Annotated in this window: 22 protein-coding genes; 9 read left to right on the top strand and 13 right to left on the bottom strand. The window is 54.0% G+C overall.

Features of this window, described 5'->3' with window-relative positions:
- Positions 1–809 precede the first annotated feature (809 nt).
- A complete protein-coding gene (locus tag V3W49_RS00005; RefSeq protein WP_500142808.1) occupies positions 810–2,888 on the top strand; it encodes an EAL domain-containing protein in 2,079 nt (692 codons plus the stop codon).
- A gap of 57 nt (positions 2,889–2,945) precedes the next feature.
- Here V3W49_RS00005 and phoH read toward each other — a convergent pair whose 3' ends face one another.
- Positions 2,946–3,734: a phosphate starvation-inducible protein PhoH gene (gene phoH, locus V3W49_RS00010; RefSeq protein ID WP_500142809.1), complete on the bottom strand. Its 789-nt coding sequence runs from the start codon at positions 3,732–3,734 to the stop codon at positions 2,946–2,948.
- A 507-nt stretch (positions 3,735–4,241) separates the two neighbouring features.
- Positions 4,242–5,753, bottom strand: coding sequence for a sodium/proline symporter PutP (gene putP, locus V3W49_RS00015; RefSeq protein WP_500142810.1), 1,512 nt, complete (start codon positions 5,751–5,753; stop codon positions 4,242–4,244).
- A gap of 423 nt (positions 5,754–6,176) precedes the next feature.
- Here putP and putA point away from each other — a divergent pair, with 423 nt between their 5' ends.
- Positions 6,177–10,151 carry a trifunctional transcriptional regulator/proline dehydrogenase/L-glutamate gamma-semialdehyde dehydrogenase gene (gene putA, locus V3W49_RS00020; protein WP_500142812.1) on the top strand — a complete coding sequence of 1,325 codons (3,975 nt, stop codon included), beginning with the start codon at positions 6,177–6,179 and terminating at the stop codon, positions 10,149–10,151.
- Positions 10,152–10,207: 56 nt separating this feature from the next.
- Positions 10,208–10,603, top strand: coding sequence for a lysozyme inhibitor LprI family protein (locus V3W49_RS00025; RefSeq protein ID WP_500142814.1), 396 nt, complete (start codon positions 10,208–10,210; stop codon positions 10,601–10,603).
- On the opposite strand, the gene rutR is transcribed toward V3W49_RS00025, so the two are convergent.
- Together rutR and V3W49_RS00035 are read right to left on the bottom strand one after the other, a co-directional pair.
- Positions 10,600–11,235, bottom strand: coding sequence for an HTH-type transcriptional regulator RutR (gene rutR / locus V3W49_RS00030; RefSeq protein ID WP_500142815.1), 636 nt, complete (start codon positions 11,233–11,235; stop codon positions 10,600–10,602). The genes V3W49_RS00025 and rutR overlap by 4 nt on opposite strands.
- 158 nt (positions 11,236–11,393) lie before the next feature.
- Positions 11,394–11,570: a con-10 family general stress protein gene (locus tag V3W49_RS00035; protein WP_138096901.1), complete on the bottom strand. Its 177-nt coding sequence runs from the start codon at positions 11,568–11,570 to the stop codon at positions 11,394–11,396.
- Between the two features lie 385 nt (positions 11,571–11,955).
- Here V3W49_RS00035 and wrbA point away from each other — a divergent pair, with 385 nt between their 5' ends.
- On the top strand, positions 11,956–12,552 hold the full coding sequence (wrbA, locus tag V3W49_RS00040) for an NAD(P)H:quinone oxidoreductase (RefSeq protein ID WP_500142817.1): 597 nt from the start codon (positions 11,956–11,958) through the stop codon (positions 12,550–12,552).
- Between the two features lie 24 nt (positions 12,553–12,576).
- The gene (locus V3W49_RS00045; protein WP_500142819.1) at positions 12,577–12,804 is read left to right on the top strand and encodes a YccJ family protein; all 228 of its coding nucleotides are present in this window, start codon (positions 12,577–12,579) and stop codon (positions 12,802–12,804) included.
- Between the two features lie 61 nt (positions 12,805–12,865).
- Here V3W49_RS00045 and agp read toward each other — a convergent pair whose 3' ends face one another.
- Positions 12,866–14,113, bottom strand: coding sequence for a bifunctional glucose-1-phosphatase/inositol phosphatase (agp, locus tag V3W49_RS00050; protein WP_500142821.1), 1,248 nt, complete (start codon positions 14,111–14,113; stop codon positions 12,866–12,868).
- Positions 14,114–14,420: 307 nt separating this feature from the next.
- The gene (locus V3W49_RS00055; protein WP_500142823.1) at positions 14,421–15,698 is read right to left on the bottom strand and encodes a mechanosensitive ion channel family protein; all 1,278 of its coding nucleotides are present in this window, start codon (positions 15,696–15,698) and stop codon (positions 14,421–14,423) included.
- Positions 15,699–15,877: 179 nt separating this feature from the next.
- Between V3W49_RS00055 and V3W49_RS00060 the strand changes: the two genes are divergently transcribed.
- A complete protein-coding gene (locus V3W49_RS00060) occupies positions 15,878–16,231 on the top strand; it encodes a nitrous oxide-stimulated promoter family protein (RefSeq protein ID WP_500142825.1) in 354 nt (117 codons plus the stop codon).
- A 2-nt stretch (positions 16,232–16,233) separates the two neighbouring features.
- Here the strand turns inward: V3W49_RS00060 and V3W49_RS00065 are convergent, their stop codons facing one another.
- Positions 16,234–16,884 (bottom strand): hypothetical protein, encoded by a 651-nt coding sequence (locus V3W49_RS00065; protein WP_500142827.1) that lies wholly within the window; start codon positions 16,882–16,884, stop codon positions 16,234–16,236.
- A gap of 464 nt (positions 16,885–17,348) precedes the next feature.
- Between V3W49_RS00065 and V3W49_RS00070 the strand changes: the two genes are divergently transcribed.
- Together V3W49_RS00070 and V3W49_RS00075 are read left to right on the top strand one after the other, a co-directional pair.
- Entirely contained in the window at positions 17,349–17,666 is a 318-nt protein-coding gene (locus V3W49_RS00070) for a hypothetical protein (RefSeq protein ID WP_500143243.1), read from the top strand.
- 9 nt (positions 17,667–17,675) lie between these two features.
- The gene (locus V3W49_RS00075) at positions 17,676–17,945 is read left to right on the top strand and encodes a LuxR C-terminal-related transcriptional regulator (RefSeq protein ID WP_500142829.1); all 270 of its coding nucleotides are present in this window, start codon (positions 17,676–17,678) and stop codon (positions 17,943–17,945) included.
- A 21-nt stretch (positions 17,946–17,966) separates the two neighbouring features.
- On the opposite strand, the gene V3W49_RS00080 is transcribed toward V3W49_RS00075, so the two are convergent.
- The 6 genes from V3W49_RS00080 to V3W49_RS00105 all read right to left on the bottom strand — a co-directional run bounded on the left by V3W49_RS00080 (position 17,967) and on the right by V3W49_RS00105 (position 24,828).
- Positions 17,967–18,665, bottom strand: coding sequence for a molecular chaperone (locus V3W49_RS00080; RefSeq protein ID WP_500142831.1), 699 nt, complete (start codon positions 18,663–18,665; stop codon positions 17,967–17,969).
- An 11-nt stretch (positions 18,666–18,676) separates the two neighbouring features.
- Positions 18,677–20,284, bottom strand: a complete 1,608-nt coding sequence (locus V3W49_RS00085) for a fimbrial adhesin EcpD family protein (RefSeq protein ID WP_500142834.1) — start codon at positions 20,282–20,284, stop codon at positions 18,677–18,679.
- Positions 20,274–22,808, bottom strand: a complete 2,535-nt coding sequence (locus tag V3W49_RS00090) for a TcfC E-set like domain-containing protein (RefSeq protein ID WP_500142836.1) — start codon at positions 22,806–22,808, stop codon at positions 20,274–20,276. The genes V3W49_RS00085 and V3W49_RS00090 overlap by 11 nt, the downstream gene beginning before the upstream one ends.
- 8 nt (positions 22,809–22,816) lie before the next feature.
- A complete protein-coding gene (locus tag V3W49_RS00095) occupies positions 22,817–23,494 on the bottom strand; it encodes an EcpB family pilus assembly chaperone (protein ID WP_500142838.1) in 678 nt (225 codons plus the stop codon).
- A gap of 69 nt (positions 23,495–23,563) precedes the next feature.
- Positions 23,564–24,142 (bottom strand): common pilus major fimbrillin subunit EcpA, encoded by a 579-nt coding sequence (gene ecpA, locus V3W49_RS00100; protein WP_500142839.1) that lies wholly within the window; start codon positions 24,140–24,142, stop codon positions 23,564–23,566.
- Between the two features lie 74 nt (positions 24,143–24,216).
- Positions 24,217–24,828 carry a hypothetical protein gene (locus tag V3W49_RS00105; protein WP_500142840.1) on the bottom strand — a complete coding sequence of 204 codons (612 nt, stop codon included), beginning with the start codon at positions 24,826–24,828 and terminating at the stop codon, positions 24,217–24,219.
- Positions 24,829–25,380: 552 nt separating this feature from the next.
- Here V3W49_RS00105 and V3W49_RS00110 point away from each other — a divergent pair.
- A complete protein-coding gene (locus V3W49_RS00110) occupies positions 25,381–26,655 on the top strand; it encodes an MFS transporter (RefSeq protein WP_500142841.1) in 1,275 nt (424 codons plus the stop codon).
- Positions 26,656–26,676: the final 21 nt, after the last annotated feature.

Here is a 26,676-nt window from a genome sequence, read left to right on the forward strand (position 1 = left end):
CGCTGGACAGGCGACGAGCCCGCGAGGAGACTGCCCGCAGGGCGAGCGCAGCGAGTCAATCCCTCCCTCACCGCCATATTTAAAGAGAGAGCCCGGGTTAATGCCCGGGCTTTTTCGTTTATGTCGCTCAACCCGGGAGGGTGAGAACCCCCGACAGGGTTCGACAGCGGGCTTCAGCCCGCTGGACAGGCGACGAGCCCGCGAGGAGACTGCCCGCAGGGCGAGCGCAGCGAGTCAATCCCTCCCTCACCGCCATATTTAAAGAGAGAGCCCGGGCTAATGCCCGCTTTTTGCCCATGCCGTACAGGAACTCAACCTGAATTCAACGAGCAGAAAAGGTGAAAAAACATCTCAGTTTTTTCCAACAACGCCGATCCCGTTCATCGCTCAGTCTGTTTTTAATAAACCACATTTTTTTTGCAGGTAATCATCTACCGGTGGAAAATAACTGAACCATTAACGCCCTGAGGTAAATAAATTGCACCAGATTTATATTTTTAAACCATTAATATTGTTATCCCGTCGTTAAGTTCAATAAGAACCAACAAGGTTATATTGCATAAAAAAGTGACGCGTGCTACATAATACACATTGATGTTGCTGGGGCATCCTGTCTCCGGCTGTCTGCCGCTGCTCCGGAGGCACTCCGTTGCGTTTGCCATCCGATTTTTCTCATGCCTTTTTGTGAAGTCAGTTACTTAACACCATACATGAATGTTATTTACACCAGCGCCAAACAATTTATCATTATTCTTGTGATGACGGCCGTCGCGGTTCCTCTATTACGCGCCGGATCCCCTATCGTCCTTTTGAATCAGACACCGGAATATATCGCCTATATTCCGATTAGCTTCGCTGTCGCCGTAGTTTCTATTTTCGGACTGCCTGCGATAGCGCCACTTTTTATTGGTTTTTTTATTGCGCTGTGGTCAACCCTGAACTCCAGCCTCAGCGAAACGCTACTGATTGTCTGCGCCTTGATCCTGCCAATAGGCCTGGTGTATTTCTGCCTGGAACAGCGGCTGGGTAAGAAGGCGCACGTCAGCTTTGGCTCCGGTTATGCGATTGCCTCACGCCTGCTGTTCTATGGACTATTGTACCCGGTTATCGCCCAGATGCTGCTATATCTGGTGGGGTATGTCATGAATATTCAGGATGATTTTCAGTACTACTTCTCTCTGCATGAAGCCGTTACTCTGATTATTAATCTGCAAAGCTTTATGCTACCGGTTATCTCCTTTACCGCCGCATTCTATCACCTGTTGAGGATGCTTTTCTCACCGACCTACGCCAGGCGTTTTTACTTATCCTATATCCTGCCGGAAATGCGCAGTAAGACGCTAATCTGGCTTCTGATGTTAACGGTGCTATTGAGTTATTTCTGTACCGCCGGCACTTCCATGATTCTGTCCGGTTACTGTATTCCGCTTATTTTTCTGACCTTTATTTACGGTATGGTTCACGTTAACTATCGTCTCATTTCCGTACTGTGGTCACTCTCCATCTACCTACTGATTCAAAACAATGACGCATTTACCGATCTGGTAGATCGCGAAAAGCTGCTGGTCTGCTTTTCTGCCCTGTTTATCGTCTTTAATATCGCCAACATCTATCTCTCCGGTATTCAACTCGGACTGGGAAAAGCGGCCAGAAAACTCCAGAGTATGGCCATGACCGATCCGCTACTACATATTCCCAACATGCGCGCGCTGGAGCAGGAACTGCCGCAGGCCGGCAACGCCGATACCCTGTGTTTTGTCTCGGTTTCAGGGCTGGAGCGTCTGGAAAAGCTGTACGGGCCCGCCTTTCGCCTTGACGTCGCCAGACGTCTGGCGATTGCCCTGCAATCCCGGCTACAGAAGCGGGAATCTGTTTATCAGATCCCCGGCTGTTACGCGCTGTTCACCCTGCACGGCGACAATATCCGTCGCCGGTTGCAGCTTATTCATCAAACGCTGATGCGCATTGAAATCAACTGGCGTAGTGAATCCGTCGAACTGGATTACACCATTGCCTGGGGCACGCTCCCCAGCGATAAGGCCGATCTTTATCAGCTGATTTGTGAACTCGGCCATCTGGCCAAATCCGGCGATCGCTCCTCCAGGTTACGTCCGCTGAATGGTGAGCAGGATCAGACGGCACGTCTGGTGTCGGAAACCGCCCACCTTTACCACAAAGTGAAAGCGGCGCTGGAACAGGACGGCCTGCGGCTCTATCAGCAAAAAATTCAGGGGCAGGAGCCGCACGCCAGCTACGCCGAGGTGCTGTCTCGCCTGGCGTATGGCAGCGAAATCCTCACACCAGACAAATTTTTACCGCTGATCGATGAATTCGATTTGTGTGAAAAATTCGACATGCAGGTGCTGGATAAAGTGCTGGCGACGCTTGCAGCGCGTGACGATATTACCTGTCACTATTCAGTAAATTTAATGCCGACCACTCTGGGCTGCGAAGGCATAGCCGGAAAGATTCTCGCCCTGTTCGCGCGTCATCAGGTCGCCACTTCGTGCATCACCATCGAAGTGACCGAAGAGCAGCTATTTCTGAATGAAGCGCGCGCCAGAGAAAACCTGACGCGTTTGCGGGAAAGCGGGATTCGTATCGCTATAGACGATTTCGGACGTGGCTATGCCAACTATGAACGGATGAAGAGTTTGCAGGCCGATGTCATCAAAATAGACGGGCTGTTCGTACGTAATATTCTGAATGACACCCTCGATCAGAAGATTGTGAAATCCATCTGCGAGATTGCCAGCGAGAAAAAGATGCAGGTGGTCGCCGAGTTTGTCGAAAGCCACCAGCATCAGGAACTGCTGCAACGGCTGGGAGTCAGCCATATGCAGGGCTATTTTATTGGTAAACCGCTCCCCTTCCCTGTAGCCGTCTGACCGAAAAACGCACGGGCCCGGCACGCCGTGCCGGGCCCGTGATGATTCATTTTCAGGTTAAGCGTAAGCGTTGAGCGCACGCTGGCAGAGTACCGAACGCACACAGTCCTCTTTGGTAAAGCGGATGACGCTAATCATCTCATCGTCGCTAAAGCGCCGCAGCGCATCCTCCAGCCCGGACAGCACGCCAGATGGCAGGTCGCACTGGGTGATATCGCCATTGACGATAACGGTGACATTTTCCCCAAGGCGGGTCAGGAACATCTTCATCTGGGCGGCGGTCACGTTCTGCGCCTCGTCCAGAATCACCATCGCGTTTTCAAAGGTACGGCCGCGCATATAGGCGAAAGGCGCAATTTCCACCTTACCTATCTCCGGTCGCAGGCAGTACTGCATAAACGAAGCCCCCAGGCGCCGTAGCAGAATGTCATAGACCGGTCGGAAGTAGGGAGCGAACTTCTCGCCGATATCACCGGGCAAAAAGCCCAGATCCTCGTCAGCCTGCAATACTGGTCGGGTCACGATGATCCTGTCGATATCTTTGTGGATCAGGGCCTCTGCGGCTTTTGCCGCACTGATAAAGGTTTTGCCACATCCGGCCTCGCCGGTGGCAAAGATAAGCTTCTTGCGTTCAATGGCTCTCAGATAGCGCTCCTGCGCGGCATTACGCGCCTCAATGGGCGAATTATCCCGACTGTCCCTGGCCATGCCGATAGATTCCACGCCGCTCATCTGTACAAGCGAGGTGACCGACTCTTCTTCACGCTGCTTGTGGCTGCGTGAGTCCCGTCTCAGCAAACGTCTGGCTTCGCGACGAGCTTTGATCACTGCTTTTTGTCTTCCCATGGATGGCACCTTGACTGGTTGGTTTCACTACCCGCACCTGCTTACAGGCACGATGATGCGCACAAACAAAGAAGGTTGGCTCCCTTTTAAGCCAATAATTGCCGGTTGAGGAGACGCGACATCGCTGCCATGAGGCAGATGCCGCATCGGTGATGACAGTGTGTATCGTGAAGAAATATGGAGCGGTGAAGAGAGCATTGCCGGTGGCAATGCCTGCCAGCTGGGGAGTATGGATTGTCGTTTTCAGGTGTCCAGTTCTGGACGCTACCATTCGCGATCTCCATTGTGAAAATGGCTTTCACTGCCGGGAACTACCGCTCTTCTCTTTAATTACACTAAAAGTTATCAATATTGCAACATATTATTTAATAAACGTCAGAAAGGCTATTTTTTATACAGCCATTAATGTTTAATCAATAACAGGTATAGGGTCTGCGGAATCAGACAGCGATATGGGAGGGACGCCAGAAGAAATAAGGCTGCCCCGCCAGGGGCAGCCCGCAGAGATTACTCGGCCTGCTGTAGCTTAACCGCAGGAATATCACGGAAGTGCTGATCCGCCTTATTAAAACGCTCAACCACATCGCGAGATGGCGCTTTCCCCATCAGGCTGACCACCACAATGCCCAGAGTAGCGAACAGGAAGCCCGGAATAATTTCGTACAGATCCAGCCATTCAAACTGTTTCCATACCACCACGGTCACCGCGCCGATAATCATACCAACCAGCGCCCCGTTACGGGTCATGCGCGACCAGAACAGCGACAGAATGACCACCGGCCCGAAAGCGGCGCCGAATCCAGCCCAGGCGTAGCTTACCAGCCCCAGCACCCGGTTATTGGGGTCTGCCGCCATGGCGATAGCCACCAGCGCCACCAGCAGTACCATGATGCGCCCTACCCACACCAGTTCGCGCTGGCTGGCGCCTTTGCGCAGGAAAGCCTTGTAGAGATCTTCAGTAATGGCGCTGGAGCAGACCAGCAGCTGGCAGCTCAGAGTAGACATCACCGCCGCCAGAATGGCCGACATCAGGATACCGGCAACCCAGGGGTTAAACAGAATCTGCGCCAGCTCAATAAAGATACGTTCGCTGTTGTCATTCACCGCCCCGGCCAGCTGCGGGTTATCGGAAAAATAAGCAATGCCAAAGAAACCAACCCCTACAGAGCCCAGCAGGCACAGAATCATCCACGCCATACCGATACGACGTGCGCTGACGATGGTACGGTGAGAGTCCGCCGCCATAAAACGCGCCAGAATATGGGGCTGGCCAAAATATCCCAGCCCCCAGCCCAGCAGCGAAATAATGGCGACGATATTCAGCCCCTTGAACATATCAATGTTCTCGATGCTTTTCTGTTTAATCACCTCAAGGGAATCGCCCAACCCACCGACGGTAAACAACACCACCACCGGCGTTATTATCAACGCAAAAAACATCAGCGCCGCCTGAATGGTGTCGGTCCAGCTCACCGCCAGGAAGCCCCCCACAAAGGTGTAGACGATGGTCGCCGCCGCCCCGGCCCACAGCGCGGTGGTGTAATCCATACCGAAAGTACTTTCAAACAGGCGTGCGCCAGCCACAATGCCGGACGCGCAGTAGATGGTGAAGAAGACAAGGATAACCAGCGCCGAGATAATCCGCAGCAGGCGGCTGTTATCCGCAAAGCGGCTGGTAAAGTAATCTGGCAGCGTCAGCGCGTTATCATTGGCCTCGGTCTGGACGCGTAAACGTCCGGCGACCAGCTTCCAGTTCAGCCAGGCGCCAAGAGCAAGCCCGATTGCTATCCAGCTTTCTGAAATCCCGGCCAGAAAGATGGCGCCCGGCAGCCCCATCAGCAGCCAGCCGCTCATATCCGAAGCGCCAGCGGAAAGCGCCGTGACCAGGCTGCCGAGACTACGGCCGCCCAGAATATAGTCGTCAAAATTATTTGTAGAACGCCAGGCGATAAAACCAATCAATATCATGCCAAAGATATAAATCAGGAAAGTCACCAGCATCGGTGTGCTAATACTCATTCGATTCTCCGATGTTGTTTCCGGGTAAAACCCCAGGTTGACACCGCCGGAACGTGACGGGTCTCGTTTGTCGTTTCACTCGCGGCGATCCATCCTGCCGTAAGCGCAGTGTGTTTACAAATGCTTTAACATATCAGTTACACATGCTCGCCCCAGGTTCAGCTTAAGTTTTCTTATAGGTTGCACTGGCTCACACTTTTATAGGTTGCACCCTTAAAAAATGTTAAGCGCGTCAGTAAACACCGCCCTTTCGGGTAAATCCAGAAAAAATAATGCCACTGTCGGCGGTAATAATTCTGCGCGGTTTCAGTGTTGCTATCTTCGTCACATTTAACGTGGTTGCACAAAGTTGCAACATATTAGATATTGCCCGGTAGCAATATTTTTTCACAGACCATTACGAACACAGACAGGAGCACAGGCATGGCCAGCACCACGATGGGGGTAAAACTGGATGAAGAGACCCGCGAGCGCATTAAAGCCGCCGCCTCACGAATCGACAGGACGCCGCACTGGCTGATTAAACAGGCGATTTTTAACTATCTTCAGCGCCTGGAAAATAACGAGGAGTTGCCGGAGCTGCCTGCGCTGCTGGCCGGAGCCGCCAATAGCGGTGATATCGATGAAGGAAACGCGCCAGTCGACGAAACGCCCCAGCCGTTCCTGGAGTTCGCCGAGCAGATCCTGCCCCAGAGCGTTAGCTGCGCCGCGATTACCGCCGCCTGGCGCCGCCCGGAAACCGACGCGCTGCCGATGATTCTTGAACAGGCACGTCTGCCTGCCGATGTGGCCCAGAAGGCGCATACCCTCGCCCATCAGCTGGCCAGTAAGCTACGTAATCAGAAAAGCGCCGGCGGGCGCGCCGGCATGGTGCAGGGGCTGCTGCAGGAGTTTTCACTCTCTTCACAGGAAGGGGTAGCGCTGATGTGCCTGGCCGAAGCGCTACTGCGCATCCCCGATAAAGGTACCCGCGACGCGCTAATCCGCGACAAAATCAGCAACGGCAACTGGCAGTCACACCTCGGGCGCAGCCCGTCACTGTTCGTTAATGCCGCCACCTGGGGGTTGCTGCTGACCGGACGGCTGGTTTCTACCCATAACGAAGCCAATCTTTCCCGTTCGCTGAATCGCATTATCGGCAAGAGCGGCGAACCGCTGATCCGTAAAGGAGTGGATATGGCGATGCGCCTGATGGGCGAGCAGTTCGTCACCGGCGAGACCATCGCCGAAGCGCTGGCCAACGCCCGCCGCCTGGAAGATAAAGGCTTCCGCTACTCCTACGATATGCTGGGCGAAGCGGCTCTGACCGCCGCCGACGCCGATGCCTATATGCTGTCATATCAGCAGGCGATCCACGCTATCGGCAAGGCATCCAACGGTCGTGGAATCTATGAAGGGCCGGGAATTTCTATCAAGCTTTCCGCCCTGCATCCCCGCTATCGCCGCGCCCAGTTCGATCGGGTGATGGACGAACTCTATCCGCGCCTTAAGGCATTAACCCTGCTGGCACGCCAGTACGATATCGGAATCAATATCGACGCCGAAGAGGCCAGTCGCCTTGAGATCTCCCTCGATCTATTGGAAAAGCTGTGTTTTGAGCCGGAGCTGGAAGGCTGGAACGGCATCGGTTTCGTTATCCAGGCTTACCAGAAGCGCTGTCCGTTCGTGATTGACTACCTTATCGATCTCGCCACCCGCAGCCGCCGCCGCCTGATGATCCGTCTGGTAAAAGGCGCCTACTGGGACAGCGAAATAAAACAGGCCCAGATCGAGGGGCTGGAAGGCTACCCGGTGTACACTCGTAAGGTCTATACCGATGTCTCCTACCTGGCCTGCGCCCGTAAACTGCTGTCGGTACCAAACCTGATCTATCCTCAGTTCGCCACCCACAATGCCCATTCGCTGGCGGCTATCTATCATCTGGCCGGACAGAACTACTATCCGGGGCAGTATGAATTTCAGTGTCTGCACGGCATGGGCGAGCCGCTCTATGAGCAGGTAGTGGGGAAAATCAGCGACGGCAAACTGAACCGTCCGTGCCGTATCTATGCGCCGGTGGGAACCCATGAAACCCTGCTGGCCTATCTGGTGCGGCGCCTGCTGGAAAACGGCGCCAATACCTCATTCGTCAATCGTATCGCCGACAGCACGCTTTCCATCGACGAACTGGTAGCCGATCCGGTGGTCGCCGTCGATAAGCTAAGCGCCCGGGAAGGGTTGCCGGGGCTGCCGCATCCGAAAATTCCGCTGCCGCGAGATCTGTATGGCGAAGAGCGTGCCAACTCGCTGGGGCTGGATCTGGACAATGAACACCGACTGGCCTCCCTTTCTTCCGCGCTGCTTAACAGCGCCAGTCAGAAGTGGCAGGCACTGCCGATTCTGGAACAGACGGTAAAAGTACACGAAAGCGAACTTCAGGCAGTGATTAACCCGGCCGAACCGACGGATATTGTCGGCTACGTACGCGAGGCGCGGGATGAAGAAGTGGAACAGGCGCTGGAAAACGCGATCAATCAGGCCGATATCTGGTTCGCCACCCCACCTGCCGAGCGCGCCGCAATTCTCGAACGCGCCGCGATTCTGATGGAAGATCAGATGCAGCCGCTGATCGGCATTCTGGTGCGCGAAGCGGGGAAAACCTTCGGTAACGCCATTGCCGAAGTGCGCGAAGCCGTGGACTTCCTGCGCTATTACGCCTGTCAGGTACGTAATGATTTTGACAATGAAACCCATCGCCCGCTGGGGCCGGTGGTCTGTATCAGTCCCTGGAACTTCCCGCTGGCGATCTTTACCGGCCAGGTAGCCGCAGCTCTGGCCGCCGGTAACTGCGTGCTGGCCAAACCGGCCGAACAGACGCCGCTTATCGCCGCTCAGGGCATTGAACTGCTGCTGGAGGCCGGAGTGCCGCCGGGTGTGGTTCAGCTTCTGCCTGGCCGTGGTGAAACCGTCGGCGCTCGCCTGACCTCGGATCCCCGGGTGCGCGGCGTGATGTTTACCGGCTCCACCGAGGTGGCGACGCTGCTGCAGCGCAACATCGCCAGTCGCCTCGACCCCCAGGGTCGCCCGACGCCGCTCATCGCAGAAACCGGCGGCCTGAACGCCATGATCGTCGATTCATCGGCTCTGACCGAGCAGGTGGTACAGGATGTGATTATCTCCGCCTTCGACAGCGCCGGCCAGCGCTGCTCCGCCCTGCGCGTTCTCTGTCTGCAGGAAGAGGTGGCCGATCACACCCTGAAAATGCTGAAAGGCGCCATGGCCGAATGCCGGATGGGCAACCCGGGTCGTCTGACTACCGATATCGGGCCGGTCATCGACAGCGAAGCCAAACAGAATATCGAACGCCATATCCAGGCCATGCGCGCCAAAGGGCGCCGGGTATTCCAGGCCGCCCAGGAAAACAGCCAGGACGTACGCGAATGGCAGAGTGGCACCTTTGTGCCGCCGACGCTTATCGAACTGGAAAGTTTTGACGAACTGAAGCGCGAAGTGTTTGGCCCGGTGCTGCACGTGGTGCGCTACAGCCGCGCCAAACTGAGCGCGCTGGTTCAGCAGATTAACGACGCAGGTTACGGCCTGACGCTCGGGGTTCATACCCGTATTGATGAAACCATCGCCCAGGTCACCTCACAGGCCCATGTCGGCAATATGTACGTTAACCGCAACATAGTCGGCGCCGTAGTCGGCGTACAGCCTTTCGGCGGCGAGGGGCTTTCCGGCACCGGCCCGAAAGCGGGCGGCCCGCTCTATCTCTATCGACTGCTGAGCAGCCGTCCGGACGATGCGGTGCTGACCACCCTTGCCCGCCATGACCGAATGTATCCGGCGAATATGCATCTGAAGGCGGCGTTGCAGGAGGCCCACAGCGCCCTGACCGACTGGGCGGAAGAGCGCCCGGAATTTCACGCTCTGTGCCAGCACTTTGCCGAACAGGCACAAAGCGGCAGCCTGCGTTCCCTGCCTGGCCCCACCGGCGAGCGTAACACCTGGACCCTGATGCCCAGAACGCGGGTGCTGTGCGTGGCCGATAACGAAGAGGATGCGCTGATCCAACTGGCTGCGGTCACTGCTGTGGGCAGCCGGGCGCTGTGGCCCGATGAACCAATGCAGCGCACTCTGGCTAAACGCCTGCCCCAGAGCGTCAGCCAGCGTATCGATTTCGCCACCGCCGATAAGCTATTCAGCCAGCCCTTCGATGCGGTCATCTTCCACGGCGATTCCGACCAGTTACGCAAGCTGTGCGAATTCGTTGCTGCCCGGGACGGCGCCATTGTCACGGTACAGGGCTTCGCCCACGGCGAAACTAACCTGCTGCTGGAAAGGCTGTACGTCGAACGCTCCCTGAGCGTCAATACCGCGGCGGCGGGAGGTAACGCCAGCCTGATGACAATCGGCTAAGGCTTCGCTACAGTGAAAAGGCTCCTTGTTAAAGGAGCCTTTTTCAGGGGAGTACTATGAAATATCGTTATCTTATTGCCGCCAGCCTGTTGCTGGGTCAGTCCGCCTGGGCCGCGGACTGCGCGGATGCCCAATCGCAAACCGACATGAATCAATGCGCTGCCGCCGAATATAAAAAAGCGGACCAGCAGTTGAATCAGACTTATCAGTCACTGCTGCAACGCGCCAGCCCCCAGCAGCAGGAGCTGTTAAAGCTATCGGAAGAGGCATGGATTAAAGTGCGCGACGCCGATTGTAAATTTCTCAGCTCCGGCGCCGAAGGCGGCAGCGCCCAGGCGCTGGTCTGGAATCAGTGTCTGACCGATAAAACCCGTGAACGCAACGGGTTTCTGGCGTCGTTCTCCCACTGCGACGAAGGCGATCTGAGCTGCCCGGTGCCGTCCCAGCGCTAGCGCGGACGCACGCCATCCAGGATCATCTGCTGAACGCTGGCGACGGCCCGACGAAAGAAGTCGGCGTCCGCCAGGGTCTGGCCCGTCACCGCCTCGACCTGGGTGGAAAAGTCGGCATAGTGCTGGGTTGTGGCCCAGATCATAAAAATCAGGTGGTGGGGATCGACGGGAGCCAGCTTACCGCTGGCCACCCAGCCGCTGATAATCGCCGACTTTTCCGCTACCAGTCCCCGCAGACAACCTTCCAGCTCGCCCATTAACAGCGGCGCGCCCTGAAGCATCTCCAGACAAAACAGCCTGGATGCCTGCGGGTAGTCCCGGGAAACCTCCATCTTGAGCCGGATATAGTCGCCGATGGCCACCAGCGGCTCCAGATCGGTGCGAAAGGCCCGCAGTGGCGCCAGCCAGACGTCCAGAATCTGACGCATTACCGCCACATAGAGCGCCTCTTTCGACGGATAATAATAAAGCAGATTAGTTTTTGAGACGCCTGCCCGCTCCGCCACCTGTTCGAGGCTTGCGCCATGAAGGCCAAAACGGGAAAAATAGTCCAGCCCGGCGCTCAGAATCGCCGCTTTTTTCGCCGCGACCGCCTGAGAACGTCGCCCTGGTTTTGTTGCGCTGTCCGCCATGCGCCTACTCCCTGCTATTTTTGGCGACAGAATAGCAAAAGGCGACCGTCGGACAAAACACCTGTCGATCAACAGCGCCTCCATAAAGAAAACCGCCGGGACTCTCGCCCCGGCGGCATTAGAGACAGGGAACGTCTGGTGGTTAACAGCCCGGTCGATTATTCGCTGTTACGCGCGCCGTGGCTGTTTCTTCCCCCTTTTTTGCCGGCCTCAGAAGCACGCTGTGGGTCATTCTTAAAGTTCCCACCGCTACGCTGGCCCCCTTTACGGCCCGCTTCGGATGCCCTTGCCCGGTCTTCGGCAAAATTACCTGAACCGCCACGATGGTTTGCCATTTCCGACCTCCGGAGTTGTGAAATGGTGAGAGTGCGTTACACAAAAAGATTTAACCCCGCGGCTGGCGACAAACGCCAGTATTACCCGCGTCATTACAAGGGTAGTTCAGCCGCCCCGGCTAATCAGAGCACCGTTACATTTTGTAATACCATAACGAAATTACCGCCCCGCCCGATTTTCGCCATCCGCTAAGCCGCTCTTATGGAGTCAAAAAGCCAGACAGAAAAAATGTGTCCCGATGCTACAGAACAGAGCCGAATTTATCGTGCTTGCTTGCGATAAGTCATGGAAAGTGCGCTCTGGTTTGCACTCTGGCCAGCACGTCATAATCTTTATATGAAGGCAGCGTTGTGCTGCTACGCATAAAACTAAGGAGTAAGGCGAATGGCTAAAGTACTGGTACTCTATTATTCCATGTATGGACATATTGAAACGATGGCGCGCGCCATCGTCGAGGGTGCAGAGAAGGTAAACGGCGCGGAAGTCACGCTGAAACGCGTACCGGAAACCATGAAGCCTGACGTCTTTGAAAAGGCGGGCGGAAAAACCCAGAACGCGCCGGTCGCCACGCCGCAGGAGCTGGCCGACTACGATGCCATCATCTTCGGTACCCCTACGCGCTTCGGCAATATGTCGGGTCAGATGCGCACCTTTCTGGATCAGACCGGCGGGCTGTGGGCATCCGGCGCGCTTTACGGCAAGCTGGCCAGCGTCTTCAGTTCTACCGGCACTGGCGGTGGTCAGGAGCATACTATCTCATCCACCTGGACTACCCTCGCCCATCACGGCATGGTGATTGTCCCCATCGGCTACGCCGCCCAGGAGCTGTTTGATGTTTCCGTGGTGCGCGGCGGCACCCCCTACGGCGCTACCACCATCGCCGGCGGCGACGGTTCCCGCCAGCCGAGCGAAGAAGAGCTGGCGATTGCCCGTTACCAGGGCGAATATGTCGCAGGGCTGGCTGTAAAACTGAACGGTTAAGTCGGATCCCAACGGGAGGAAAGCATGTTAAATCAAGAGTCCAAAAAGCATAACGTTGGCGAATGGGCATCCTTGCGTAATACCTCGCCGGAGATAGCCGAGGCGATTTTTGAAATTGCGGACTACGATGAGAAAAAAGCGGAACAGATCTGGGAAGAAGGCAACGATGAAGTCCTGGCCCTGGCTTTTTCCCGCACCGACAAAGACTCCCTGTTCTGGGGCGAACAGACCATCGAACGCCAGAACGTCTGACCCTGCTATTGACTGACATCCGTCCTCTCCTTCTTGCGGAGAGGGCGGAAATATGGCGCTATTACTTAGCGGCAGCGGCCTGACGCATCAGCGCAGTAAACTTATCCATCGGGCAAAAACCGTTATCGTCTGTCGGGCATCCCGCCAGCTCCAGCGTAACCCGCTGCGGCGGATTGTCCAGCGACAGCGGCTGGGCCTTTCGCAGTTGATCGCTACTCTGATAAACATACTCCACCTTCATCAGCTCACGATTAGCGCGCCCGTCATGCCAGCGCTGAAACACCAGTTTGCCGCCAATCGGCGTATGTTCATACTGGCCGGGCAGCTGATAAGGCCGGAAGTTCAGCGCGCTCAGTAGCGAAGCGACATTGGAATCATGCCCTACCAGCATCGTCAACACCGGCGCCTTATCCGCAGGCGCTTCCAGCGCTTTATCGATATAGCCGATCAATGGCGCGGCCACGTTACGGGCAACCTGGGGAGAGGTAAACAGCGACTCCTGGTAACCATTCTTTAAAGCGGACAGCAGTTGCCACTGGCGATCGCTCTTAATCTCGCCCCAGGCGACCTCCTGCTCAGGAAAGCCTTCGTAATACTGAAGGGTGAAAGCATCCACCAGCGAGTTACCCACCTTAAGCGGCCCGCTAACCCCCGGTTCCTCATGCACTCTGGCGCTGAAGCTGTCTTTGCCACCGCTCAGCTCGCACTGGTGTTTCTCTTTGCAGGCAGGAGAATCTTTATAGTCGGCAATTTTTTCCAGCAGCTTAAAGCTGTCGTCCAGCGCATAGCGACTACGCTGGGCTTCCATCGCACTCACGGCCGCCTTGCTAAAAGCGGGGTCGTCCCGGGTAATTACCGGATTAAAGACCGGATCCATCGTTCCCATTTTAGCCTGATGATGAACCTGGATATTACAGCCCGGGAAGGCGCCCGCGGCAAAGAACTGCGCCGTCGCCACCGTGCGTTGCAGGCTGTTGGCATAGAAGTACGCCTGGCGATCGTCGGGGCAGCTATCGCCTTTCACCAATCCCTGCTCTTCCAGCCACTGACGCAGATAGCGCCCCATATAGATCTCCAGTACGCCGCCTTTGGTGGTCAACTGACCGCCAGGCACTTCCCATTTAGGCCAGGAACGGGGCGTGGACTGCGCCAGAACGCTGCCGTTATTGGCTAACGGAGCCCGCAGATTGTGGCGACTCAGCAGCAAAACCTGGCGCAGCTGGTAACCCTGCGGCGCTTCCTGCGTTGCGCCCAGAACGGGTAAAGACAGTAATGCCCCAAGAACGCCAGCAATTATTCTTTTTTTCATTCGGTGATCCCTTTTTATTTACGTTTATCTACGCCATAAGTGTGGCGAATATCATTTACTATGCCTCTGTCGCTTATCACAAAATAGCGTAACAGCCCGCCTGAAGATTTTCATTACCAGGAATACTCTTAAATAAAATAAAAAAAACCGAAACCATCTATACTGATTTCGTGTGCTGAGAGATCCTGGTACACCGGACTTACGTAGATTTTCAGGTCAATGCTATCTTCCACCTGCCTCTCCCGGCAGGTTTTTTTTTGGCAAAAAAAAACGGGCCCGCAGGCCCGTTTATTCGTTACGGTTAACTTTACGGCTGTACGGAGCGGGCAAGCGACGCCAGAGAACGAATATCATTCCCGGTCGGAGACTGATGTACCCGCAGCCCGAACTCATCAATAATGGCGAAGATATGGTCGAAAATATCGGCCTGAATCGCCTCATATTCCAGCCAGGCGACAGTGTTGGTAAACGCATAGACTTCCAGCGGCAGGCCATTGTCGTCCGGCTGCATCTGACGCACCATCAGCGTCATATCCTTACGGATGCGCGGGTGATTTTGCAGATATTCGGTCAGATAGGCCCGGAAGGTGCCGATGTTGGTCATGCGCCGCCCGTTAAGCGGCGAAACCTCGGTCTCGTGCTGGCTATTCCATTCGCCCAGCTCTTTATGCTTGGCGTCCAGATAGGGCTTCAGCAAATTGCTGCGGATCAGACGAGCTTCTTCTTCCGGCGACAGGAAATGAACGCTGGTGGTATCGATATTAAAGCTACGTTTAATCCGACGCCCGCCGGACTGGGACATACCGCTCCAGTTTTTAAACGCGTCAGACACCAGCGAATATGTCGGGATAGTGGTAATGGTGTTATCCCAGTTCTGTACCTTCACCGTAGTCAGACCGATATCGATAACCGAGCCGTCTGCGCCATATTTGGTCATCTCCAGCCAGTCGCCGATCCTCAGCATATTGTTGGCCGATAGCTGAATGCCCGCCACCAGCCCCAGAATGGGATCCTTAAAGACCAACATCAGCACGGCGGCCATCGCGCCAAGACCGCTGATAAGAATGGCCGGAGATTTACCAATCAGCAGGGAAATCATCAGGATGCCAACCACAATGGCCGCAATCAGCTTCACGCCCTGGAAAATGCCTCTTAGCGGCAATTGTGAAGAAAACGCAAAGCGGCGCGACAGCCCAAGGGAAACATCCAGTAGTGAAAAGAACGCCAGCAGCGAGTAAAGCATAATCCATAGCTGGGCACACAGGGACAGCACCTCACCTGCGCCATTGCCATGCAGCCAGACCGCGGACTGAACGTTGACAACCACCCCCTGAAACACCAGCGCCAGGCGATGAAATAGTTTATTCTGAGTAATTATCTGCGGCCACAGCTTTGAGCTGGCGTGCGCTTTCTTCTCGAAAGCTTTCAGCACGATACGGTGCAGAATGAAATGAATAATTAAAGCCGTAATAAAAATGACGACCAGAACCATAACCAACAATACCGTCTGGTTTAATTCTATCCCATGGTTCTTAAGAAAAGCGGCTAATCCATATTCTCTAAAAAAAGAGACTAACTCCTGCATAAATACTCCTTGTTGTTCAGGCGCAAATATCATGCCCTGTCCGGAGGCTGGTTGCAATTGCTTTGCCCGGGTTCACGAGAGTGCCGCCATAAAGCTGACATCAGTGAGCGCTGGTCAGCGGGAAGGTAAAGGTGTTAAAATGCATAATAGATACACCTTTAACAAGCCGGAGTTCCGTCATGGCAGGAAAACGCATTCGCAGGGAACAGCTCACCATTCGCCGCATGATTGCGCTGTACCAGCGCGCTTGCCCCCAGGCCCGTTCCGACGCCGAACACTATCAAAAGCTTTACGGCTACGCCGTAAAGCGCCTTGAGCGCTGCGCATTCGGTGAAGAGAAACCCGCCTGCCGCCAGTGCCCGATCCACTGCTACCAGCCAGCAGCGCGTGAAGAGATGCGTGAAATTATGCGCTGGGCCGGCCCGCGTATGCTGTGGCGCCATCCCATTCTGACGGTGTTCCACCTGATAGACGATCGACGCCCGGTTCCCCCCATACCGGAAAAATACCGGCCGAAAAAGCGGGCCCGCTAATTTCAGTAGCCAGGAACTTCGTCGGCCCGGCGCAGCGCGTGGGCATCGAACTCAGCCCTCTTCTCGTGCTTCATCAGCGAAAAGGCAATCATGAACAGGCCGATCATAAAGGGCAGCTCGTAGAGTTCTTCAATCAGATCCTGCCAGGCGGGATTATGCAAAAAAAGCGGCGCCAGTACACGATGATGCTCTACGGTATCGGAAATCAGAAAGGTCACCACCACCACTGCCAGCGTCCAGAACGGCAGCCTGTCATGGCGAAACCGTTCCACAATATTGCGGCGCAGCGCCGGCGAGAAGAACAGTGACAGCACCAGCGTACCGATAAGCACCACCGAAATGGCCCGAAATACCATTCTCGGGCCGTCGGGAAAGTAGTCGCGTCCCCAGCTAATTCCTCTGCCGAACAGCGTCAGCCACCAGACCACCGACCACAGCCAGAACTGACGTGGCCCCTCCTCAAGGCTTCCCGGACGCATGTAAAGCAGCGTAAACAGCGCACCAAACATAAGCCAGCAGGACTGCGCATCTTCCACCCAGGCGACGGTTTTTCCGCCGAGCAGCGGAAAGTGCACGTCGGCGAAAAACGGAAATATCAGCGCTGCGGCGCCCAGCAACAGCGGGCCGGCAGAAATTTTTTTATCAAAACGCATAGAACCTACAGGGATAACGCAAATTAAGGTTAAATTAAGGATACCGACTCGCCATAAGGCGTTTTTTTTCGTTATGTGCTATTTATAAGTAAATTCTTAGTTAAGCAGCATTTAAAATCAAAAAACAACCGAATCCTTGCAAAGGAACAGAAGCGAATGACATTAATATAAATAACCATTAGTCATAAACACTAAAAAATAACAAATGAGATATGTCCCATGGTAAGTTATAAAAACGACTTTTCGACAAATGCAGGAGATCCTGACCTGTCGCGCAAGATACGCCGGCTCTTGCTTAACTAAGCCGTAGAGCGTTCGCAACCATACCAGCGACTGGACGCAGGACAAGGACACGAAAGTAAAATATAGCGACGGGCTTTGTTCAGTCGATGAAGCGGCTGATATGTTTTAATATCCAACGGCGAGTTATTAATTTTATGATAGGAACACAGTACTTTTGTTGTATGGGATGTGGTTTAAGTTGTAAGTTAATTAACAACCAAATAATTAGCAATAGATTCTGTGATGACGAAAAATTAATAATCTGGCCAGATGATAATTATTATTTCAAGCTGGCGATTAACGAACTTATTTTTAAGCCATACCGCAAAACAATGTGTGAGAGCTTTATCGTTATCGATTTTTCCAGCGCCCATCTGCAGCTGTTGATTCATGAACACTGGCTTCAGGAACTTAATAACCTGGCATTGTCGGTGCTGCTGGTTGTGGAGCCAGTCATGCTACCGTTGGCCAACTACTGGCTCAGAACGAACCATAATTGATATACCATAGTGGTGCAAAGCCGCCAGCACAGCATCTTCAGCCGCAAATTCAGTCTGGCGCAACAGATCCGATATCCGCTGCCGTATCAGGGGCCCGCCTTTACCGCGAGGGAAGTGATGATATTAAGGGAGAGATCGAAGGGAAACAGCGCAAAAACCATTGCCCGGCGACTGGGCTGCAGCGTGAAGAGCGTCTATCAACACCAGTATTCGATAGGCCGTAAGTTGGGCGGAGCGGCACAGTTGCGCCGCCTACGCGCCATGCACACGCTGGTGTGACTCGCATGCTACGGGTCGCCCTCATCGCGGGGGCAGCCCGGCAAAGCACCCTTGCCCAAGCCGATGGTAACGCCCCAGTGCGACAATATATTTCCGGTTGCGGGCGTTGATCGCGCTATTACGCCATACGTCTCCCGGCAGCAATGCCAGTTGAGTCGCACTCTCATCATCGCCCTGACACCCCTGCTGCACAATCACCCTGAACCAGGTATTGCCGCTGTTTTTCAGCATTCCCGTTGCTTCATCAAGCTCATAGCGAAAAGTCATTTTACGTGGACGCACCACCAGAATAGCGCTCACTGAAACCACCGGAACGGCATCCAGCCCCTGGCGCTGTTCACGCCATGGAATTAGCGTGACCGGCGTCTCTTTAAATTGTACCCGGTAGTAGCGTTCACGCTCGTCCTGCGGCCCGCGGTAGTAAAGCTTAAAATAGTCCCGACGTCCGGGCTGCAGAGTAAGACGCAGCGGCGAATAAACCACTTCCAGTTCACTGCCATCCACGCGCCGCTCTCCCCCTGCTCCAGGCCGGTCGATTTTCCAGACCGCGATGGTATACAGGTTGGCCCGCGAGCTGTCGTTCAGGATAGGCCAGGAGATAAAATTCTGCGGCGGCGTTATATCATAGATCGTCGATTCCAGCCGTACCGCCCGCGCCGGTAGCGCTGCGGCGCAGGAAAAAGCCAATATCGCCAGCCGCCCCCATCGTTTAAAGCGCACTGCAAGCCTCCTTAACGATCGACGCCTATCCAGGTGGCAGTCACTTCCACATCGCCGCTGGCGCTGACCGTCCCCATCCAGTCCATACCGTCCAGGGTAAACTGCGAACGTAAATCATCCATCGGAAATTGCAACTTAAGCGTGGTGGTGAAAAAGAAGCCATCATCCACGGCGGCATTCCAGCTCGTCTGCACCCAGTTGGCATCCGTCATATCAACGGCAGCGTCGCCGCAGCTATTGCGTTTTTTTACCGTCGCCCCGCTGGAGGAAGTCCAGGAAAGCCAAGCCGGAATCGGTACCTGCAATGTGCCATCCACCGATCTGAACACACAATAAGGCACACCGCGAATAGTCGTAGAATCGCCCACAACTCTGGCCGTAATGCTATCGGCCTGGCGCGATGCCGAAGTCGTCACCTTATATTCAAACTCTATCGGTTGCCGATCGCCGATTTTTCCGGAACGGGACGGGTGGGAATTACCATCGCTGGAGACAATACTGATGCCGTACTCTTTGGGGATAATATTGAGCTGGCTGGAAGCCGTGAACTGATAGTAACCAGACTCCGGCGTGATGGAGTTATCAAAATAGAAGGTAAACAACGAATCCTTATTGGTCAGATCTTTACCTGAATTCAAAACTTTATTGAAGAAACTACCTGACAGGAAAACATAGACATAATTACCGGTCGTGGTAAAAACGTTAGTATAAGTTGTCGCGGTAGAATAACGCGTCCAGTTGACGCCGTCGCCACTATACATGACCTCTCTGGTCGTTGGCGTAAAACCCAGTTCAGCGGTATCCACCACCATCCGGAAATTCAGAGACGCAGTAACGCGCTTTGTCTGCTGCAGCGAATAAGAGACCATTTTACATATCACGCCTGAAGCCCCGGAAACCACCCCCAGCTGGCAGAGATCGCCGCCACCGTTAATACTGGGACTGCCGTCGCTGGCGACCCAAATTTCTGACATTGCGCCGGTGCTGTTAAGCGTCAGATGCCCTACTTTAGTGGCGGTTAGCGTGTAATAACGCCAGGTAGCACCGGACGCCAGATCCCGACAGCGCACGCCAGAGGCGTAATCGTAGTCGGTCGTGGTGTAACAGAGGTTTAAAACAAAGGCGTCACTGCTGCCTACCGTCTGCTGGCGAAAATATTCATAGGCAGCGGGGGAAAATGAGGCAAATCCATAGCTACCGTTATAGACGCTGCTGCCGGAACGGGCGTGGTAAAACCCCTCGTCATCCGTGGCGTCCGCTTTGATATAGCCTGACGATGGGCAGGTGCTGCCGCTGGACATACAGCGGATCCCCTGAAAGGGCTGCGCTATCGGCGAATTGCTCAACCACATATCAAAATAGCGACTGGCATAAGCCCAGCCCACATATCCCATATATCCCAGACTGGTTTGCCTGGTCGAGTAGCGGGTCCAGATATTGGCGCCGGAAAAGCGCGGGTCCAGGGAGCCAGGGGTAATAAAGTACTCATTATCGACATTATTTTCGATAAACAGATAATCGCTGGAACCAGAACCACTGCTGGTGGCCGTTACTGCCAGCGCCGGCATCGCCAGCAGCCATCCGACGATGGCCAGCGCAATTTTCCCTTTAGTAAACATCCTGATACTCTCCTGAAAGATGGGCGGTTCGCTTCTGGGGATCGCACTGGATATCGCCAACCCAGACCGCACCGCGCGCCTCTTTAAGATTTAGCTCCGCTTCGCAAACGGCTCCCCTGCTGTCGGTAAGCGTGACAATCGGGTAACGTTTATCCACATCCATGGCGAATTCACCGCGCTCGTCGGTATGGGTCTTGCCAATATGATTATGAATGTCGGCGCTGGCGTAATAGCCGCCGTCCGGCTTTCTCACCCGGCCGAATACGGTGACCAACTGTCTGATCTGGGGATCGATCACCCCCACATTGCCCGGATAGAGCACCACGCGGCTGGTGCGACCGCTAACAATATCAACGCTATCGCGTGAGTGTTTATCGTTCATCAACTCGACCCGATATTCAGCGTAAGGCGGCAGACTGATGAAATTCCGCTTACCGGTCAGCGGATAGTTGCGGCCGTTAATCTGGGCTATCATGCTCCCCTTTTCGCTAAAGCCGGTATTGACCACCAGCCCCGACCGCTGGGTTCCCTTGCCTGCGGCCAGGTTGTCTTTGGCCCAGGCGATACTCCCCTGGGAGCTCAGGCTAAAATTTGAACTGTTGTCTGATGAACGGGTGGCGGAAAGCGTACCGGCGTTATATTTCGTGTCGTAGTTCAAATAACCGCTGGCGGCAAAGTCGTCTGAACGGTAGCGATTATCATCTCCGGACTGCTTAACCCGCTTCGATAGTGACGCGCCTGCCTGGGTAATCACACCGTTGTCGATATTCTTACGCAGCGTCAGGTTAGCCAGCATACTGCCGTTTTCGCTCGATAGCCCGGCGCTCAGCCAGGTGGAAAGCGGCAGAGAAACATCAATATTCACGTATTTATCACGCAGGTTTTCGCTGCGGTCATACTGGTAGCGTTGAATTCCGGCGCGCAGGGATACAGCAGCGTAACGGTTGGAAAACAGCGACTGGCTGTAATCCACGTTGGTATAGCGATTGCGGGTATAGCGATTATCGGTACGGCTAAGCGTCAGCGAACCAAGCCACGGCGTCAGTTTACGCAGATTGGCCGTCGCCCCTACGGTAAAGAAATCATCTTTCTGCATCGACACTCTAGCGCCAATATGACTGAACTGCCGCGATCCCCACAGGGTGCCGTAGCCTTCCGGTAAATTGAGGTTGAGGGTCGAAATGCTCTGCCAGCTACTATCCGACGCCAGCAGCGCCTGCTGATTCAGACTCAGCAGGTCGTTAAAAGCGATGGCGACTTCACTTTCGCTAACGCCATTATTATCAAAGCCGTAAAGCGTGGATTTCAGATTGACGCCCGACAGCCACGGCAGGCCGATCGCCGCCGCAACGCCGGATATCCAGGTCTCTTTCTTGCCGTAGTTAAGATTACTGTGGCGCCGGTAGTCCATGCGGTTGTATTCCAGCATACCGCTAAACAGCTGCCACGAAAGATCTCCGGTTACGCTCGTTCCGCGGGCAAAGGTCTTGTTGATCTGCGCGCTGCGAGTGCTGGCTATCCGGCCGTTGACCACCACCTGAACATCCACGTTGTAAACGCCAAACGGCAGGCGAGAAGTGTCTATCTCATAACTCCCCATGGGGAAGTTTTGGATGCTTAACAGCTTACCATCGCGATAGACATGCACCTCCCCTGCTGCGGGCAGGAAAACCGTGACCGGCAGCAGTGAAAGGGTGTTATCCTCTACCCGGGTGCTGCTCTTGTTGCCGTAACTCACCCCGTAAATACGGCTGGAATTGAGCGCGCTCATACTGGCGATCGATTGTAAATTCCAGGTGTCCACCATCCCTATGGCCAGACGGTGGCCACTGTAGTCGCGTTCATACATAGCGCGATACATTTCTGCGCTGCGTTCACTGGTTCCCAGACCATACAGCGAACCATTCAGATTAATATGGTGCTCGCGCCAGGACCAGGTGTTATCCAGGGTGATATAACTGCTGGCGTTATCGGTGCTGCGATACTGATTGTAATAGCTGCCAATGGTGTAGTTCAGTACGCTGGATAATCCCCGGGCGCTCGACTCCCCCAGGATACTGGTACGCGGTAAAATGGCCGCCGCCATCGCCGCTTTATTAACGGTCAGCTCCAGATAAAAAGATCGGGTATCCAGCGACAGAGCGGCATCTTTATTTAAATAAACCCGCCGACCGTCACCGATGCTTTTATCCTGAAGCCCGGCCAATAGCGCCTTTAACTCTTCCGTCAGTTCAATACGTTCGGGAAGATCGCTCAGGGCCAGACGATGAATCAGGAATTCATTACCTTTAATCGTTAACAGCGCATCGGCGATTTTCTGCTGGCTGCGTCGGGTATCGGCATCACCCGCGTAGCGAATATAGACCGGTACCGTCATCCCCTGATACAGCGCGTTGGCAAATACCGCGGGGATCACATAATCATTGACTCTCACCGGTGCCGTTATTGACTCCGGAAACGCCGGATAAGCCGTAAGCAGCAGGCCGGCAAATAGCGTCCCTTTAACATACCCCTGACTGTCCATATCATTTCTCAGTTAACGTTTATATATTGCCCGTCGTGCCAGATGCCAATACGCGTCCGTTTATTGGTAAGGTCGGTATATTTGATTTTTACCGTTACGCCTGGCATCAGGTAGTAACGTTCACGGCAACCCTGACCGCTATCTTTTTGCTTATTCCGGCAGGGGCCGTATGAGATAACGCGAAAAGAGACATTACCGGTATTGGTAACGGCATCTCCGCTATGGTGATAGTCAAAGCGCTGCTGGCGTGGCGCCACAACAAGAATAGTGCCGATAATGGCGGACGTTGTCGCCTGACCGGTTTTGTTATTTTTATCCTGACCGTATTCCGTCACGGGCTCGTCGGTCCAGGAGAGGCGATAATAACGTTCGCGATCGTCGGCGGGCCCCTGGTAAAAGAAACGAAAATGCTCTTTAGCCTGCCCGGGCATAATCATACTGGCGGGGGTTGAAAGCAGCTCGCCTTTACTTTCCATCGGGATCGTTTCACCGCCGGCCATTGGAGACGAAATACGTTCGACCCTGACGCTGACGTAACGCGCCATATCCGTGGTGTTAATAATCTCTTTTGCCAGGCTGGAAGCGTCAGCGCCCATCATGGCAGTCACTTCGCCCACATTAATCGCCCGGGCGGAAAAACTAAACGGGAGTGAAATAAGCAGAGGCAGTAACGTAATCAACTTCATCGGACATCCTTAAAAGGAGGTCGACGACCTCCTTATCATACAGACGGGCAGGCGCATGCCCGGAAGGATTTAAATAGTCCACACAGCGGTGAACTGAACGCGGACATCGCCGCTCCAGTAACCGTCAGTCAGATCTTTAAATGCCGCCACGGTAGAACCGTCGGAAGTGGCGGAGTCAACGGAGAAAGTAAAGTTGCCCTGGGTGCTGACGCGATCGCTACCGGCATAAGCCGTGCTCACGGCCAGCGCATCCAGACCCGCTGAAATGTTATTTGCCGTATCAACCATGGTGGTGGCGGCCGTTTTACTCAGCTTGCTGCCATTCCAGTCGACGCCGATATCCAGGGTGGAAGCATCGGTGCTGCGAGTCAGAGTGTTGCTCACTATCTGAGAGGTCAGCGTGAAGTCAGTCGCGCCGGACTGCCCCTGAATCGTGATATCAAAAGCACCGCTCTGGGTATTAAACGCTTTGATACCTTCAGCGTATTTAAAATTCAGGGATTTCAGCGGAGTGACCACCAGCGCGCTGGTCGTATCCTTGGTTGCCGTAGCATCCCAGCTGGCGGTTGACGAAGCCGTAACATCAGCCATTGCCTGAGAAGAGACCAGCGCCGCGGCGGCAAAACCCGCCAATACGATTTTGTTCATTTTTATTTCCTTAAAATAAATAAATTGAGTCCTTTACAGGAGTTGATTCATATAACAATAAAGGTGATTCCGTTTCATCCCGAAATAATCGTATTAAGCCTGCCTCCTATTTTATTCTGCAATATACTCTTAATGTTATAGACCCGCTTGGGCTTTAAATTGAGCATAACGGAAATTTTCTGAACGGTGCATCCCTTAAGAAACAGATGAAGCACCATAATTTCCAGCTCACTGAGTTTTTTGCGACGAGGGTCGCGAATCATCCGCCCACAGACAATACGTTCAATTTTTCTCTCAATGACTAACTTACCTTCGGTGATATAAATCACCATAGCGATATCAACGCTAACGCTGTACCAGTAAGAGGCCAATGCCTCCATGCTTTTATCTGCAATCAGAATTAGCTTTAATCCGGTTTTAGCCAGGTATTCAAGCCACAGGCCGTTAGTAAAGCGCCTGATGTGATACCAGGAGAAATCAACAAAGATAAATCCCCTTTGAATATGTCTATAGTCTGGCCTGATAAGTAATGACTCAACACCCAGGGTTAAATAGAAATTATTCTCTGGCCATACGCCATATTTACTATCAATACAGTTAAGCTTTTTTATGGATTCAAAATTTCCGAGTTCACAATTAAAATGACAACTCAGGCAGTGTACAGATTTGTTTATCCCGGTCAGCATAGATGGAATATTCCCCCGGTAACATCCTGTTAACTCGCTGTGATGACTATTTTATTTATTCATTGGTTACCTGACAACTTTATCTTTAATGGTTAGCACCATTAAAGTAAATGGAAAAATCCTAATGAAAAATAACCCAGGAATTACGACATGCTTCTATTCCAGGTGATGGGCATTATCGGTTCTCGCTACAAATTTCCGGACATTCGGATTTTCTCATCACGACACCAGGATTTTTCCCATGAATTTAACCTGGTAGGGTTAAAAGCAGAAAGCACAAAATGTTAAAAAGCATCTTCGAACGAAATCTTAAGTGTCACATAACCCGGACAACGCCAGAGTCTTTATTAGCGATAATGCGCTTTTTGAATCCGAACATTATCGCTACTGATATGATAAACAATGAAAACCATTTGCCAGTCTCTATGCAAAGCACCTGCCCACGGCATTCCCACTGCCCCCTGACCTTGCGCTAATGTGATCGCATAGCCATTTTTGACCATTCTTGTATGGTACATAAGGAAAGTCTGGCAAGAGAATGGAATATATAAGATGAAAATAAAAAATTTACGGTGGTGGATGATAGCCCTGGTGTCGATGGGAACCATTATTAATGCCCTGGCGCGTAGTTCACTCAGCGTGGCGGCGCCAACCCTGTTCACGGATATACACATTAATGAACAGCAGTACGCCTGGATCCTGAGCGCGTTTCAGCTCGCTTATACCATCGCTCAGCCCATTTGCGGGTTTCTGATCGATATCATGGGGCTGAAGCTGGGCTTCTTCATTATGATAGTCATCTGGTCCGTAGTGAATATGGCGCATGCGACCTGCCACTCCTGGGGAGGTCTGGCTTTTCTGCGCGCCTTAATGGGATTGAGCGAAGCGTCGGCGATCCCGGCCGGTGTGAAATGCAACGCCGAATGGTTCCCTGCCCGGGAGCGCGGAATCGCCGGCGGCATCGCCAATATCGGTACCTCTGTCGGCGCGATGCTGGCGCCGCCGCTGGTGGCCTGGGCCATTATGGCTTACAACTGGGAAATGGCCTTCGTCATCACCGGTGCGTTGGGGCTGGTCTTCGCGGCCATCTGGTGGTTTGGCTATAACTCACCGGATAAGCATCCCGCATTAACATCCCGGGAAAAGGCGCTGATCGATGAGGGCCAGGAGGCCCATCTCAAATCGACAGCAGCCCGCCCTTCCATTAAAGCGATTCTCAGTCAGCGTAATTTTTGGGGCATCGCCCTGCCTCGCTTTCTGGCCGATCCCGCCTGGGGCACCATTAACTTCTGGCTGCCGGTCTATCTGATGACCGTGCGTCATTTACCGCTGAAAGATATCGCGCTGTTCGCCTGGCTCCCCTTTCTGGCGGCCGACTTTGGCGGCATGGCGGGCGGTTTTCTGAATAACCTGATGATGAAACGTTCGACGATCTCTACGGTCAACGCCCGTCGGGTCGGCTTTACGGCAGGCGCTTTTCTGATGCTGCCGCTGGCGCTGGTCGGCTTTGTCGATAGCCCTTACCTGGCGATTGCCCTGGTGTCGGTCTGCGGCTTCGCCCATCAGATGCTCTCGACTCAGGTTATTACCATGGCGACGGATCTGTTTCCCCGCAATGAGACGTCGACCGTCAGCGGTTTCGCCGGAACGGCTGGCTGGACAGGGATCCTGCTCTGTACGCTGATTATGGGCTCCCTGGTTCACACCGTGGGCTACAATCCGTTCTTTATGATTCTGAGCGTGATGGATCTGATTGGCGCTATCCTGCTCTGGTCTCTTGTTCGGGAGCCAGAAGAACAAACAGCCAGGCTCGCGACTCAGGGTTAGTTCATAGAAAAACGCCCTCTT

Origin of the sequence: Rosenbergiella sp. YN46 (genome assembly GCF_036620675.1) — a bacterium.
GTDB lineage: Bacteria > Pseudomonadota > Gammaproteobacteria > Enterobacterales > Enterobacteriaceae > Jejubacter.

What these genes read in the sequence shown, in the direction of transcription:
- phoH (WP_500142809.1), bottom strand. Translation starts at nt 3,734, where the DNA reads ATGGGAAGACAAAAAGCAGTGATCAAAGCTCGTCGCGAAGCCAGACGT.
- putP (WP_500142810.1), bottom strand. Translation starts at nt 5,753, where the DNA reads ATGAGTATTAGCACACCGATGCTGGTGACTTTCCTGATTTATATCTTT.
- putA (WP_500142812.1), top strand. Translation starts at nt 6,177, where the DNA reads ATGGCCAGCACCACGATGGGGGTAAAACTGGATGAAGAGACCCGCGAG.
- V3W49_RS00025 (WP_500142814.1), top strand. Translation starts at nt 10,208, where the DNA reads ATGAAATATCGTTATCTTATTGCCGCCAGCCTGTTGCTGGGTCAGTCC.
- rutR (WP_500142815.1), bottom strand. Translation starts at nt 11,235, where the DNA reads ATGGCGGACAGCGCAACAAAACCAGGGCGACGTTCTCAGGCGGTCGCG.
- V3W49_RS00035 (WP_138096901.1), bottom strand. Translation starts at nt 11,570, where the DNA reads ATGGCAAACCATCGTGGCGGTTCAGGTAATTTTGCCGAAGACCGGGCA.
- wrbA (WP_500142817.1), top strand. Translation starts at nt 11,956, where the DNA reads ATGGCTAAAGTACTGGTACTCTATTATTCCATGTATGGACATATTGAA.
- V3W49_RS00045 (WP_500142819.1), top strand. Translation starts at nt 12,577, where the DNA reads ATGTTAAATCAAGAGTCCAAAAAGCATAACGTTGGCGAATGGGCATCC.
- agp (WP_500142821.1), bottom strand. Translation starts at nt 14,113, where the DNA reads ATGAAAAAAAGAATAATTGCTGGCGTTCTTGGGGCATTACTGTCTTTA.
- V3W49_RS00055 (WP_500142823.1), bottom strand. Translation starts at nt 15,698, where the DNA reads ATGCAGGAGTTAGTCTCTTTTTTTAGAGAATATGGATTAGCCGCTTTT.
- V3W49_RS00060 (WP_500142825.1), top strand. Translation starts at nt 15,878, where the DNA reads ATGGCAGGAAAACGCATTCGCAGGGAACAGCTCACCATTCGCCGCATG.
- V3W49_RS00065 (WP_500142827.1), bottom strand. Translation starts at nt 16,884, where the DNA reads ATGCGTTTTGATAAAAAAATTTCTGCCGGCCCGCTGTTGCTGGGCGCC.
- V3W49_RS00070 (WP_500143243.1), top strand. Translation starts at nt 17,349, where the DNA reads ATGGGATGTGGTTTAAGTTGTAAGTTAATTAACAACCAAATAATTAGC.
- V3W49_RS00085 (WP_500142834.1), bottom strand. Translation starts at nt 20,284, where the DNA reads ATGTTTACTAAAGGGAAAATTGCGCTGGCCATCGTCGGATGGCTGCTG.
- V3W49_RS00090 (WP_500142836.1), bottom strand. Translation starts at nt 22,808, where the DNA reads ATGGACAGTCAGGGGTATGTTAAAGGGACGCTATTTGCCGGCCTGCTG.
- V3W49_RS00095 (WP_500142838.1), bottom strand. Translation starts at nt 23,494, where the DNA reads ATGAAGTTGATTACGTTACTGCCTCTGCTTATTTCACTCCCGTTTAGT.
- ecpA (WP_500142839.1), bottom strand. Translation starts at nt 24,142, where the DNA reads ATGAACAAAATCGTATTGGCGGGTTTTGCCGCCGCGGCGCTGGTCTCT.
- V3W49_RS00105 (WP_500142840.1), bottom strand. Translation starts at nt 24,828, where the DNA reads ATGCTGACCGGGATAAACAAATCTGTACACTGCCTGAGTTGTCATTTT.
- V3W49_RS00110 (WP_500142841.1), top strand. Translation starts at nt 25,381, where the DNA reads ATGAAAATAAAAAATTTACGGTGGTGGATGATAGCCCTGGTGTCGATG.